At 71.3% G+C, this 12,734-nt stretch carries 16 protein-coding genes; 12 read left to right on the top strand and 4 right to left on the bottom strand.

Annotated features, from left to right (window positions below; genetic code table 11):
- Positions 1-154: 154 nt before the first annotated feature.
- The 10 genes from CP976_RS23215 to CP976_RS23170 all read left to right on the top strand — a co-directional run bounded on the left by CP976_RS23215 (position 155) and on the right by CP976_RS23170 (position 8,803).
- Positions 155-1,699, top strand: a complete 1,545-nt coding sequence (locus CP976_RS23215) for a fused MFS/spermidine synthase (RefSeq protein WP_373304856.1) — start codon at positions 155-157, stop codon at positions 1,697-1,699.
- A 215-nt stretch (positions 1,700-1,914) separates the two neighbouring features.
- Positions 1,915-2,739 carry a hypothetical protein gene (locus CP976_RS23210; RefSeq protein WP_150482112.1) on the top strand — a complete coding sequence of 275 codons (825 nt, stop codon included), beginning with the start codon at positions 1,915-1,917 and terminating at the stop codon, positions 2,737-2,739.
- 43 nt (positions 2,740-2,782) lie between these two features.
- Positions 2,783-3,235, top strand: a complete 453-nt coding sequence (locus CP976_RS23205; RefSeq protein ID WP_229875418.1) for a DUF5990 family protein — start codon at positions 2,783-2,785, stop codon at positions 3,233-3,235.
- A gap of 148 nt (positions 3,236-3,383) precedes the next feature.
- Positions 3,384-3,686: a hypothetical protein gene (locus tag CP976_RS23200; protein ID WP_150482110.1), complete on the top strand. Its 303-nt coding sequence runs from the start codon at positions 3,384-3,386 to the stop codon at positions 3,684-3,686.
- A gap of 21 nt (positions 3,687-3,707) precedes the next feature.
- Positions 3,708-4,949: a PP2C family protein-serine/threonine phosphatase gene (locus tag CP976_RS23195; protein ID WP_150482109.1), complete on the top strand. Its 1,242-nt coding sequence runs from the start codon at positions 3,708-3,710 to the stop codon at positions 4,947-4,949.
- Positions 4,950-5,396: 447 nt separating this feature from the next.
- Positions 5,397-5,600, top strand: coding sequence for a cold-shock protein (locus tag CP976_RS23190; RefSeq protein WP_030730357.1), 204 nt, complete (start codon positions 5,397-5,399; stop codon positions 5,598-5,600).
- Between the two features lie 197 nt (positions 5,601-5,797).
- Positions 5,798-7,285: a DEAD/DEAH box helicase gene (locus CP976_RS23185; protein WP_150482108.1), complete on the top strand. Its 1,488-nt coding sequence runs from the start codon at positions 5,798-5,800 to the stop codon at positions 7,283-7,285.
- A 109-nt stretch (positions 7,286-7,394) separates the two neighbouring features.
- A complete protein-coding gene (locus tag CP976_RS23180) occupies positions 7,395-7,649 on the top strand; it encodes a CBS domain-containing protein (protein WP_150485464.1) in 255 nt (84 codons plus the stop codon).
- Between the two features lie 46 nt (positions 7,650-7,695).
- Positions 7,696-8,007 carry an SCO5918 family protein gene (locus tag CP976_RS23175; RefSeq protein WP_150482107.1) on the top strand — a complete coding sequence of 104 codons (312 nt, stop codon included), beginning with the start codon at positions 7,696-7,698 and terminating at the stop codon, positions 8,005-8,007.
- A gap of 454 nt (positions 8,008-8,461) precedes the next feature.
- On the top strand, positions 8,462-8,803 hold the full coding sequence (locus tag CP976_RS23170; RefSeq protein WP_150482106.1) for a MerR family transcriptional regulator: 342 nt from the start codon (positions 8,462-8,464) through the stop codon (positions 8,801-8,803).
- Positions 8,804-8,821: 18 nt separating this feature from the next.
- Here the strand turns inward: CP976_RS23170 and CP976_RS23165 are convergent, their stop codons facing one another.
- Positions 8,822-9,661 (bottom strand): NmrA family NAD(P)-binding protein, encoded by an 840-nt coding sequence (locus CP976_RS23165; RefSeq protein WP_150482105.1) that lies wholly within the window; start codon positions 9,659-9,661, stop codon positions 8,822-8,824.
- 82 nt (positions 9,662-9,743) lie between these two features.
- Here CP976_RS23165 and CP976_RS23160 point away from each other — a divergent pair, with 82 nt between their 5' ends.
- Complete coding sequence (locus CP976_RS23160; RefSeq protein ID WP_208838943.1) at positions 9,744-10,730, top strand: AraC family transcriptional regulator; 987 nt, start codon at positions 9,744-9,746, stop codon at positions 10,728-10,730.
- A 63-nt stretch (positions 10,731-10,793) separates the two neighbouring features.
- Here the strand turns inward: CP976_RS23160 and CP976_RS23155 are convergent, their stop codons facing one another.
- From CP976_RS23155 to CP976_RS23145, 3 genes are all read right to left on the bottom strand, one after another.
- Positions 10,794-11,009 carry a hypothetical protein gene (locus tag CP976_RS23155; RefSeq protein WP_150482104.1) on the bottom strand — a complete coding sequence of 72 codons (216 nt, stop codon included), beginning with the start codon at positions 11,007-11,009 and terminating at the stop codon, positions 10,794-10,796.
- Between the two features lie 5 nt (positions 11,010-11,014).
- On the bottom strand, positions 11,015-11,611 hold the full coding sequence (locus CP976_RS23150) for a DUF5994 family protein (RefSeq protein WP_150482103.1): 597 nt from the start codon (positions 11,609-11,611) through the stop codon (positions 11,015-11,017).
- 149 nt (positions 11,612-11,760) lie between these two features.
- Positions 11,761-12,273: a DUF5994 family protein gene (locus tag CP976_RS23145; protein WP_150482102.1), complete on the bottom strand. Its 513-nt coding sequence runs from the start codon at positions 12,271-12,273 to the stop codon at positions 11,761-11,763.
- Positions 12,274-12,441: 168 nt separating this feature from the next.
- Here CP976_RS23145 and CP976_RS23140 point away from each other — a divergent pair, with 168 nt between their 5' ends.
- Positions 12,442-12,693: a hypothetical protein gene (locus CP976_RS23140; RefSeq protein ID WP_150482101.1), complete on the top strand. Its 252-nt coding sequence runs from the start codon at positions 12,442-12,444 to the stop codon at positions 12,691-12,693.
- Positions 12,694-12,734 lie beyond the last annotated feature (41 nt).

Here is a 12,734-nt window from a genome sequence, read left to right as displayed (position 1 = left end):
TCCATGGGGGAAGTCTGGCACCGCGAGCAGCGCCTGTGACGGGGAGAGTTTTGTCCCCCCTTGGTTTCCTCACGAGGGCGGCGCGGGTGGCCCGTTGCTCGCGCTGCTGAGGCGGCGGCGATGGCTGGGCGCCGTACGGGCACGGCATGCAAGGATGTCGCCCGTGACCGGATCGTCTTCCTCGCCTGTCGCCGAGGGCACGCCGCACGACGACGGCCTGGGTCCCCGTACCGCCGCGGTGCTGGTGTTCGGGTCCTCCGCCGCGGTCCTGGTGGTGGAGATCGTCGCCCTGCGGCTGCTGGCTCCCTACCTCGGCCTCACCCTCGAGACCAGCACCCTGGTGATCGGCATCGCCCTCACCGCGATCGCCGCCGGCTCCTGGATGGGCGGGCACTTCGCCGACCAGGTCGATCCCCGCCGGCTCCTGGGCCCCTCGCTCGGGGTGTCGGGAGCGGTCGTGGCGCTCACACCGGCCGTGCTGCGCAGCACCGCGGAGTGGGCGCCGGCGTTGCTCCTGCTGATCGCGTCGCTGACCATCCTCGTGCCGGGCGCGCTGCTCTCGGCGGTGACGCCGATCGTGACCAAGGTGCGGCTCACCAGCCTCGCCGAGACCGGAACGGTCGTCGGCCGGCTGTCCGGCGTCGGCACCGTCGGGGCCATCGTCGGCACCGTCCTCACCGGCTTCGTCCTCGTGTCGCGGTTGCCGGTCAGCGGCATACTGATCGGCCTCGGCACCCTGCTGGTGGCCGGCTCGGCGCTGGTGGAGTGGCGAAGGCGTGGGTGGAGCGGCACCCCCGCCCTGACGCTCGTGGTCGTCGCCGGCGGCCTCGCCACGACGGTCGCGCCCGGTGCCTGCGACACGGAGACCAGGTACCACTGCGCCCGGGTCGTCGCGGACCCCGACCGGGACAGCGGCCGGACACTCGTCCTGGACGGCCTGCGGCACTCCTACGTCGACCTCGACGACCCGACCTTCCTCGAGTTCGAGTACGTGCGCGCCATCGCGTCGGTGGTGGACGCCGCCTTTCCAGAAGGTGAGCCGCTCGACGCCCATCACGTGGGCGGCGGCGGGCTCACCATTCCCCGCTACCTCGCGGCCACCCGGCCCGGAACGCGCAGCCTCGTCTCCGAGATCGACGGCGGGGTCGTACGCATCGACCGCGACCAGCTCGGTCTCGGGTCAGCGGCGGGCATCGACGTACGCGTCGAGGACGGCAGGCTCGGCTTGCGGCGGCTGGACGCCGGCAGCCGTGACCTCGTCGTCGGCGACGCCTTCGGGGGCGTCAGCGTGCCGTGGCACCTCACCACGGTGGAGGCGATGACGGACGTACGGCGGGTGCTCGACGAGGACGGCCTGTACGTCGCCAACCTCATCGATCACGGCGGTATGGCCTTCGCACGTGCCGAAGCGGCCACCCTCGGCGAGACGTTCGAGCACGTCGCCCTCGTCGGCGAACCCGCCGATATCGGCCTCGACCCGACCGCCACGGCCCTGGGCGGCAATCTGGTGGTGATCGCCTCCGACCGGCCGGTCGACCCGCGCGCGATCCAGAAGGCGCTGGACGCCCGGCAGACCGGCTGGAAGATCGCCACGGGTGACGACGTCACGTCCTGGATCGGCGACGCCCGACCGCTCACCGACGACTACGCACCCGTCGACCAGCTCCTCCAGCCTTACAGCCCGGGGAACGGCCGGTGACAGGGCACACGGCCGTGTGACACAAGGCGGCGCGTCGGCGAACCGCCGTCCACAGCCGATGTGTTGCTGTGTCACGGGCGTGCCACGGCGGTGTCGTGAAGGGAAGACGGGTGCGACCCGAGGGCTCTGGGGCTCCTCATAGTCAGCACAGAGCGGGAACCGGCGCGGACGCCGCCGGCCCCCTGCCACTCCCCACTTCGGAAGGACACTCCGTGATGAACCGCCACCTGCGCAAGGCCGTCGTCGCCACCGCCGCGATCACCGCCGGGCTGCTGATGACGGCGTGCCAGAACGGCACGGACGCCAGCTCGTCCGGCAAGACCACGCCGGGCGCGGCGGCGGTCGCGGAGAAGGCGTCGGACCCGAAGTCGGGCTCGGAGAAGTCGAAGGGCGTCAGCGGCACGTTCAAGAACGGCAAGGTCAGCTATCTCGCCCCGGGCAAGTACATCGTGACCGTGCCGGGCAAGGGCGACCAGCAGTTCCTGGTCGCCGACGACACCGAGGTCTACGGCGTCGGCACGATATGCGGCGAGGCGGGGTCCAAGGTGGACGCCCCGTGCACGCTGGACCAGCTGGAGGCCGCCACCAAGAAGAACGCCGTGGGCGCCGACGTGGAGATGAAGAACGGCATCGCGACGCTGGTGACCGAGCGGCGAGCCCCTCAGCAGAACACCGGCTCCGGCTCCGAATCCGGCCCTGACACCGGCTCCGGCTCCGACTCCGGCCCCCGCGAGACCGTCGTCGAGGGCATCGACAAGGGCAAGGGAGTCAACGGAACCTGGTTCGGCAACGTCTCCTACCTGGCGCCGGGCAAGTACACGGTCTCCGACATGAAGGGCGTCGAGCAGCAGTTCCTCGTCGCCGAGGACACCGAGATCTGGGGCTACGGCGACATCTGCGGTGACACGAACACGGGTGAGGGCGGCCAGGGCGGCATCGAGTGCACCGAGGCCGAACTGGAGCAGGCCGCCAAGAAGGGCTTCACCGCCGAGGTCGTGATCAGCAACGGCATCGCGACCACCATCCGCGACGACCACTGAGCCACGGTCCGGCCGGGCCGGACGATGGCGGATGATGGCGGCCATGCGCATCCGCATCGACGCCGTCGACCTGCCCGGCAGGCTCCCCGAGTACGGCGACATCCACGTCGCCGTACAACGCCGCGACCGCCCGGCCGAACTCCTCGAACCACAGCCCGCCGACGCACCCTCAGCGACCTGGACGCTGGAGTGCACCACGAGCACCTCGCCGGCCGGCATCGAGATCAAAGGCCCTTACGTCCAGGACCGTCTGGGCCGGCGGTTCATCTACCTGTCCTGGGGCACGGTCGACGAGTCGGGCGTCTTCACGATGTTCCGCCGCGCCAAACTGATGCTCGACGCCATCCCCGCCGACGTACTCACCGCCGCCGCACGCGACGGCCTGCTGATCGGCCGCCTGGGCCTGACCGACCCACAGGGCGGCCCCCTGTGCGCACGCGTCGAGCCCCCTCACATCCGCTGGAGCGCCGCGCACGCCGGTCAGGAGGGCTTGTAGCGGTCCAGGGCGTCACGTCGCCCTCTGCCCGGCGGCCACGAACGGCCCGCCCCGGAGTGCCTCCGAGACCCGAGCTGCTTAGCGTCGTCCTGCGTACCCGCACAGACCGCGCAGCCCGCGCCGCGCCCAGGCGATTGAGAGGCACCCCATGGCAGTCGTGATGACCTTCGTCTGGCCCGAGATCACGCCCGAGTTGTACGACGCGACGCGCAAGAGGGTGCGCTGGGAAGAGGAGTCCCCGGACGGGTGCGTGCTGCACGTGGCGTGGTTCACCGCCGACGGCCTGAACGTGCTCGACATCTGGGAGTCGGAGGAGCACTTCGCCCGGTTCATCGCCGGCAGGATCGAACCTGTGCTCAAGGGCGAGCTGGGGGTGAAGAGCGACCCCCAGCCGGAGTTCTTCCCCGTCCACAGGCGCTTCGTCGCCCCGGCCGTCAGCGGCGCCGCCTGACGCCCGCGTCGGCGGACAGCGATGACGGACAGTGGGCGGAAGCCGGACAGGATCGGGGTGGACCGGTCGGAGGGGTTCGGCGAGCGACTGCTGGGGGTGCTGCTGGACCGGGCCCACGAGATGCCGCCGGACTTGATCGCCCCGCTCGTCGCGGAAGAGGTGGCCAGGGTCGGGGGCCGGGACGTCTCCATCCTCCTCCAGGACTACGAACAGGTGCTGCTGGTGCCGCTGCCGGGCCGGAGGCTGAGAGTCGGCGGCCCCGAGTCGGTCGAGGACTCCCCCGCCGGCGAGGCGTTCCTCAGCCGCGGAACGGTGGAGGTGCCGCTGGACGGCAGCGTGCGGATGTACCTGCCGCTGCTGGACGGCAGCGACCAGATCGGCGTGCTGGCCGTCACCCTGGACACGGTGGACGACGACGACCGGCGGCTGCTCCGCAGACTCGCCGGTCTGGTCGCGGACATGATCGTCACCAAGGACGCCTACACCGACCAGTTCTTCCAGGCCCGCCGCAGCGCCCCGATGAGTGTGGCCGCGGAGGTCCAGTGGTCGTTGCTGCCCCCGCTGTCGATGACCGTTCCGCAGGTCGAGGTGGCCGGAATCCTGGAGCCCGCCTACGACGTGGCGGGCGACAGCTTCGACTACGCCCTCAACGGCGACATCCTTCACGTGGCCATGCTCGACGCGATGGGCCACGGGCTGGACGCGGCGACCATGGCGACGGTGGCCGTCGGCGCCTATCGCCACACGCGGCGGTCCCACACCGATCTGTCCCAGGTGTACGCGTTCATGGACCGGGCCATCAACGAGCAGTTCGGCAACGACCACTTCGTCACCGCGCAGATGATGGTGCTGAACGTCGCCACCGGCCGGCTCCAGTGGGTCAACGCCGGCCACCCGGCTCCGCTCCTGATCCGCGACCGCGCCGTGGTGGACCGGCTGGAGAGCCCGACCACGTTGCCGGTCGGCTTCGGCGGTGAGGAACCGGTGGTCAGCGAGCGGATGCTGCGGCCCGGTGACCGGTTGCTGTGCTTCACCGACGGCCTGATCGAGGAGCGCCAGCCCGGCGGGGAACAGTTCGGTGAGGAACAGCTCATCGAGTGGACCAACCGGGTCCTCCGCGACCGCACCGAGGTGCGGGCGGTGGTGCGAGCGCTCTCCCACGCCCTGAAACACGAGCGGGGCGGCGCCACGAGCGACGACGCGACCATCTTCCTCGTCGAGTGGCGAGGCGGCGACGCCGATCATCTCGCCGCCTTCGACTGACTTCGGCGGTGCGGACCCCTTCGGATGGCCGCCCGCCATCGGACCCTCGGCAGTTCACCCGTATGCCGATGTGACCTTCATCGCGATGGTGGCGTTCCGGCGCGTTCACCGTCGTCGCGTCCGCTGAGGGGGACGGCCGCGGCGCAGGGGCCATCGAGGGAGGTCATGGCGCTGCGGCCGGGAGTGCGCGGCAGGAACAGTGCGTCCACGCGGGACCAATATCTGTTTTTGCGAGATGAGAAATTACTGCGGCACCCGGCGAGTATTCCTCGGCCTCCGGACGGGGCGGAATTACTGATCCACACAGCGCCGGTCGCGCCATGCTACTGTCGATCTCAGTTGCAGGTGTGGTTGCCAGAAGGTTCATTTTCCTACGGGGTAATCAGCACGGCGACGCGGAATTCGCACAGGGCGAATTCCGAACATCGTCTCCGAAGGAGAATTGACATGGCTACTGGTACCGTGAAGTGGTTCAACGCGGAAAAGGGCTTCGGCTTCATCGAGCAGGACGGCGGCGGCGCCGACGTCTTCGCCCACTACTCGAACATCTCCGCCCAGGGCTTCCGTGAGCTGCTGGAAGGCCAGAAGGTGTCCTTCGACATCGCGCAGGGCCAGAAGGGCCCGACGGCCGAGAACATCGTTCCCGCCTGATCACGGCAGCAACGCATATTTCGCAGCTGGGGCCCGCACCTTGGGGTGCGGGCCCCGGCTCGCTGCTTTTCCGGGCGCGTGACACCAAAGCCGCGCCCAACATCTCCGGCTCGTTCTCGCGATTCTCTGCGCCGTTCATTTGCGCGGCGGAAATTCCTTGCTACGTGCCCACGAGCTCACATCGAGGAAGGTTCCGCTTGAACCGCGCACGCACCGCCCGCCCGACCCGCTCCTACGACCGCTCCAGGGGGTCCGCCGCCAAGGGCTCGGGCGCTCCGCGGCGTTCCAAGGGCTACGAGCGCCGGCCGGCCGCACTCCAGGGGGAGTTCGCGCTGCCGGTGACGACCACGCCCGCGCTGCCCGCCGTCGAGTCGTTCGCCGACCTCGACCTGCCGGCACCGCTGCTGGCCGCACTCGGCCACGAGGGCATGACGGTGCCGTTCCCCATCCAGGGAGCGACCCTGCCGAACTCCCTCGCCGGGCGTGACGTGCTGGGCCGCGGCCGTACCGGGTCGGGCAAGACCCTCGCCTTCGGCCTCGCGCTGCTGGCCCGTACGGCGGGCCGGCGTGCGGCGCCGCGGCAGCCGCTCGCCCTGGTTCTCGTCCCCACCCGCGAGCTCGCCCAGCAGGTGACCGACGCGCTCACCCCGTACGCCCGCTCCGTCCGGCTGAAGCTGGCCACCGTCGTCGGCGGCATGTCGATCGGCAGGCAGGCGGGTGCGCTGCGGACCGGAGCGGAGGTCGTCGTCGCGACGCCGGGGCGGCTCAAGGACCTCATCGACCGCGGCGACTGCCGGCTGGACGACGTCGCCATCACCGTCCTCGACGAGGCCGACCAGATGGCCGACATGGGCTTCATGCCCCAGGTCACCGCCCTGCTCGACCAGGTGCGTCCCGAGGGGCAGCGGATGCTCTTCTCGGCGACGCTGGACCGCAACGTCGACCGCCTGGTCCGCACCTACCTGACGGACCCCGTGGTCCACTCCGTCGACCCGTCGGCGGGTGCGGTCACCACGATGGAGCACCACGTGCTCCACGTGCACGAAGCGGACAAGCACCGCACGACGACGGAGATCGCGGCGCGGGACGGCCGGGTGATCATGTTCCTGGACACCAAGCGCGCCGTGGACCGGCTGACCGAGCACCTGCTGAACAACGGCGTCCGCGCCGCGGCTCTGCACGGCGGCAAGTCCCAGCCCCAGCGCACGCGGACCCTCGCCCAGTTCAAGACCGGTCATGTGACGGTGCTGGTGGCGACCAACGTCGCGGCCCGCGGCATCCACGTCGACAACCTCGACCTGGTCGTCAACGTGGACCCGCCCACCGACCACAAGGACTACCTGCACCGCGGCGGCCGTACCGCCCGGGCCGGCGAGTCCGGCAGCGTCGTCACGCTCGTGACACCCGGCCAGCGTCGCGGCATGACCCGGCTGATGGCTTCGGCCGCCATCACCCCCCAGGTCACCCCGGTGCGTTCGGGTGAAGCGGAACTGAGCCGGATCACCGGGGCCCAGACCCCGTCCGGTGTTCCCGTCGTCATCACCGCACCGGCTCCGGCTGCCCGCCGTTCCGCGTCCGGGGCGCCCTCGTCCCGAGGCCGCCGGAACCGCCCCGTCCAGGGGCGCCCCACCGGACAGGCGGGGCGGCGCAGGGCGCAGCGGCCCGCCTTCGACCCGGCGGCCTAGGCCTGTCGCGTCGATCGTCAGCTCACCCATCTCCGCGGAGGCAGCTTTGACACCGGTTCAGACGCAGTGCCAGCAGGTTGATCCCTCCCTCGTGTCCGTGGTCGACGCCATGGACGCGTCCGGCCCTCGGGTCGGGGACGACATGACCGTCGAGGTCGCGCTGTCCGTCATGGCCGGTGCCCGGGTCGAGTACCTCGTCCTGTGCGACGGGGACGACCAGAGCACGGGCTCGGTCACCCTGGCCGAACTCGTCGCTCACCGCGGCAGTTCCACCTACACGGACCGGACCCGACTGCGGGACGTCCTCGACGGACCGTTCGTCTCGCACGGCCGGACCCCGGGCGTCCTCGCCCTCTCCGGCTGATCCGCCTCACCCGGTCAGCCGTTCTCCTTCTCCCTGTGGGGGCATCATGCGCTGTGTCATCGCCCGGTACCCGTTCGACCTGACCAAGAGCGGGGTGCTGGCCTCGATGAAGGGCGTCACGCCCGAGATCGTCACGGGTGAGTCCGTGACCATCGGCCGCCGCCGCTACCCCGTCAAGCAGGTGGGCCAGGTCATCACCCGACAGGACCGCCGCGACTTCACGGGCAGCGAAGTCGTGCGGGCCATGGCCCGTCTCGGCTTCACCTGCCACGAACACCCCGAGGCCGCGCCCGTGCGCGTCCCCACCCCGCTCCAGACCGCGTCGGCACTGCTCGGCGCCGCACCCCTGGACGCATGAGGACGGGCGGACAACCGCCCACCCCGATCCCGATGAGGGCCCTGCCGACGCGCGTCGGCAGGGCCCTCGTCGTCGTACCGCCGCTCTTGCGGGCCACCGGCAACCTGCGCCACCAGTGAACAAAAATCTACTCTTGTCAGAGTAGACATTGAGCTCCGGCGCAGTTAGCCTTTTTCTCGTTGACACGAGATCACTGAGCAGAGAAGGACGGAGGAGCAGACGCCATCAGGATCGCCCGGCCCGAGCGGCGCTCGGCCGGGTACCGCAAGACCCCGGATTGGAAGGTGGTCCCCGGTCACGCAGCCGCGATCCCCGCATCCCCCCTCCCACAGGGCCGGTAGCGGAAACAGAAGGTCGGCGCAGCATTAGGGCCGACAGATGGTGTTCAATTTCCTTCGGGGCCCTGGTGCCGTACGGCACCAGGGCCCCTCGACGCGTTGCACTACGAGGTGACATGACAGCAGATACCCCGCTCAGCGATCGTCTGGAAGACGACGACTACCCCGCGTACACGATGGGGCGGGCCGCCGAGATGCTCGGCACCACCCCGGCCTTCCTGCGAGCCATCGGTGAGGCTCGTCTGATCACTCCGCTGCGCTCGGAGGGCGGACACCGCCGGTACTCCCGCTACCAGCTCCGCATCGCGGCGCGCGCCCGCGAGCTCGTCGACCGGGGCACCCCGATCGAGGCCGCGTGCCGCATCGTCATCCTCGAGGACCAGCTCGAGGAAGCTCAGCGCATCAACGCCGAGTACCGCCGCCGTGCCGGGCACGGCGCGTCCGAGAGTTCCGGCTGATCGCCGCCCAGGGCGAGGTCAGATGTTCCAGACACCCTCTCGGGCGGTGCTGTCGGCGTACTCGGAGAAGTCCCGGGGAGCCCGGCCCAGGGCCTTGTGGACGCCGTCGCCGAGCGAGGCGAGGCCGCCTGAGCGGACGTGCTCGTACAGGCCGATCGTCAGCCGCACCCACTCCTCGGGCACACCCTGCGCCCGCTGCTCCTGCGCGTACGCCTCCGGCGTCAGCGGGACGTAGCGCAGATCGCGGCCGGTGGCCCGGGCGATCTCCGCGACGGCGTCGGCGAAGGTCATCAGCCGGGGGCCGCTGAGCTCGTAGTTCCACCCGGCGTGCCCGGGCTCCGTCAGGGCCGCGACCGCCACCTCGGCGATGTCCTCGGCGTCGATGAACGCCTCCTTGCCGTCGCCGGCCGGCAGCCGTACCTCGCCGCTCAGTACGGGGTCGCGGAGGAAGTCCTCGCTGAAGTTCTGGAAGAACCACCGCACCCGCAGCACCGTCCAGTCCAGACCCGCGTGTCCGAGGGCCCGCTCGGCGGACAGGACGTGTTCCCCGGCAGGGCCCCAGGCGTCGGAAGGCGTGGACAGCAGCACCGCGTGACGGGCTCCGGCAGCCGCGGCCCGCCGGGCGAACGCGGCGACATCGTCAGCGGCCCGGGGGCTGCCCAGGTCGGGGTGCACGACGTACATCCCCGTCACCCCGCGCAGGGCCTTCTCCCAGGTCCCGCGGTCCGTCCAGTCGAAGGACGGCGTGGCGGAACGGGACGCCGCGCGGACCGGCACGCCCCGCTCCCGAAGCAGCCGCGCCACCCGGCGGCCCGTCTTGCCCGTGGCCCCTGTCACCAGGATCATCTCGTCGCTCATGGCCTCCAGCGAACCAGTCGCCGTCCGCCCGGGACATGCCGTGCGGACTCACGTCCATACGCGTTCGTCTACGCTGACCGGCATGGACCCCATGGGGCTGACCAGCACGGATCCGCTGACGGACCTCCTGAACGGGGTGCGGACCAGTGGCGCCGTCTTCCACCAGTCCTCCCTGACCGGCTCCTGGGCGGCACGCTTCGAGGACGGCTCGCCGCTGGCCCTCGCGGTCCTCGTGCGCGGCTCCGCCTGGGTCACGCCCGAGGGCGGCGACCCGGTGCGGATCGGCTCCGGAGACGTCGCGGTGCTGTGCGGCGGCGCGCCCTACGTGATCGCGGACGACCCCGGCACCGAACCGGACGTGGTGATCCGTCACGGCGGCCGCTGCACGACCCCACAGGGCGAGGAACTGGACCGCCCCCGGATTCCGGGTAGCGGCGCCGGGGACGCGGAAGGGGACGGCGGCACGCTCCTGATCAGCGGGATCCACACCCTGGAGAGCGGCGCCCCGGGCCGGCTGCTCGCAGCGCTGCCGCCCCTCGCTGTCGTCGACGCGAGCGTGGGCACCTGCCCCTTCGGCATGTCGGCCTTCGAGGAGATCACCCGCGAGGAGCCCGGGCAGCAGCTCCTCCTGGACCGGGCCCTGGACCTGATGCTCGTCACCGCCCTGCGTGCCTGGTTCACCCGCCCCGGCGCCGAGGTCCCCGCCTGGTACCGGGCCCACAGCGATCCCGTGGTCGGCCCCGCCCTGCGCATGCTGCACAGCGATCCCGCCCACCCGTGGACCCTGCCCGCCCTGGCGGCGAGGACCGGCGTGTCCCGGGCCGGCCTGGCGCGGCGCTTCACCGCTCTGGTCGGCCGGCCGCCCATGACCTACCTACGGGAACAGCGCCTCGCCCTGGCCGCCGACCTGCTGCGCGAGCCGGAGGCGACGCTCGCCGTGGTGGCGGACCGGGTCGGCTTCGCCAACGCGTTCGCCTTCAGTGCGGCGTTCAAGCGGGAACACGGCATCAGCCCGAGCGAGTACCGCCTGCGCGACCACGTCCCCGCACGCGGTACGGGGACGCCGTAGGGACACTCGGTGCCGGAGGGTCATCCCGGCGTCGCGGGGCCGTGGCCGGGTCGGGGTGGGGGCTCACTCGGCTTGCTCACGGGAGCGGCGCCAGGAGAACCGCCCGTGGCCGCGGGCCCTGCGCCGACCGGATGGAGCCGGTCCCGCGACCGGCAGCCCGGAGCGGCCGTAGTGGAAGGCGGCGATACGGTCGTCGTGCTGTGAGTTCAGCTGGTGGATGAGGAACACACCGAGAACGATCATCCCCAGGATCACCGCCACGGACACGAATACCTCCACTGTTCTCACCTTCCCATCGGCTGATACGGCACCGGGGCGGACATGACCGGAACCGGCGGGCCTGCGGCCGGGTCGCGGGCCTCGTGTCCTCCTTCGGAGTCCCAGACCGCTTCCACGGCCCGGTCGGCCTCGTACTCCGTCCGCGAGCGCGCCTCGTCCTCCATCAGCCGGCTCGCCGTCGACGTGCCGAGCGGGTCGCTCGCGGCGGCCATCAGCCGGGCGGCCGAGTCGGGAGTCGTCTGCGGCGGGATCACCAGGAGGTTCCAGCGGCCCACTCGGTACGAGAGCAGCAGCAGTTCGTGCGGGTCCTGCTCGAAGCGGAACCAGCCCACCTTCACCACGCGCCCGGTGACGGGCACCTTGCGGGGTACGACCGGCCAGTGGGTGGGATTCACCGTGACCCGGGTGATCCGCCCCCACACCGGGTCCAGTACGGCGGTCAGGGAGGGGAGTTCCGCCGCGAGATCGCGGGAGCGGGGCCACCAGGCGCCGTCCAGCAGAGCCGGTGCGGAACCGGTGGCGGCGAGCGACAGACGCGGAGCGGAGGAGGAGGACCGGTCATCGGCTTCGGCTGCCGGCGGGTGGGAAATGGTCGCAGTCATGACGCGAACCCTGCCCCGGGACGGCAGCGGCCGCCCCGGCATATTCGATCGCCGAAAACGACACGAGCCTGGAAGCCGGTGCGCGAAGAATCCTCGGTATCTCCACCGTACTCCTCGCACGGGTCCGGCGGGCCGTACGGATCCGGGGGCTATTCGCCGGGGGCGCTCGGGAGTTCCGTCGCGCTCGGGGTCGAGTGCCCGGTGCCGGTGTCGACGAGGATCTGTTCGGCCTGCGTCACGCTGCCGGAGCGGACGGCCTCGGTCATGGCGGCGCGCGCGGCGTCGGGCGTCGCGTGCGGCGGGACCACGAGGAGGGAGAAGAGGTCCTGCCCGCCCCGGGTGATGAGGACGGTGTCGTCGCCGACCGGGGAGGAGTCGATGTGGACGACACGGTCGTCGATGGTCATCCGCGTCGGCAGCTCTTCCCAGGCACCGGCGTCCAGGCCGACACGGGTGATGGGCCCGAGGTGCTCGGTCAGTGCGGTGATCAGGCCGGGGAGCTCGGCGGCGATCTCGCGGGAACGCGGCCACCACGCCCCGTCGAGCACGCCCTGCCGCTCATGAGTCGTCTCCAGCCGTACCACGGCCGTTCCGGGCCGCACGGCCTGGTGGACGGCGTCGGGCAGGAGCCTGGTCACACGCGGGGAGTCGGAGTCGGACATCGCGCTCGCCTGCCTGCCGGGGGGAATCCTGCCGGGCATCAGGAAGCCTGGTGGCTTCCTCGTCTCACGGTACTCTCCGGGCTCTCCGGCCGATGGCGGCCGGAGAGCCCGGAGTAGAGTGAGGGACCCGGCCCGTCTCCCGCCGGGACACCGAACTCCGAGGTCGCCATGCAGTCCACGGAACCACCCTCGGACGGGCACGCCGAGGTACGCATCGTCGCCGCCTCGCCCGAGGTCGCCCGGCGGGTCGCGGAGGTTCTCCGCCGTTGCTTCGCCGCCACCGAGCAGCGCAGCTACCCGGCCGGTCCCGACGGGGGAACCCGCCTCGACCTCACCGTGGACACCGGCCGCGCGGCGGAACCTGCCCGGTCCTGGCTGGACACCAGCCGGTCCATGGAGGACAGCCACCGGCGGAAGTGAGACGACGCTCGGCGAGTGGCGAGCACCGCCGGGCGGGTGGC

The organism is Streptomyces coeruleorubidus, assembly GCF_008705135.1.
GTDB classification, from domain to species: Bacteria; Actinomycetota; Actinomycetes; order Streptomycetales; family Streptomycetaceae; genus Streptomyces; species Streptomyces coeruleofuscus.
This window is presented reverse-complemented; position numbering and strand designations above follow the sequence as displayed.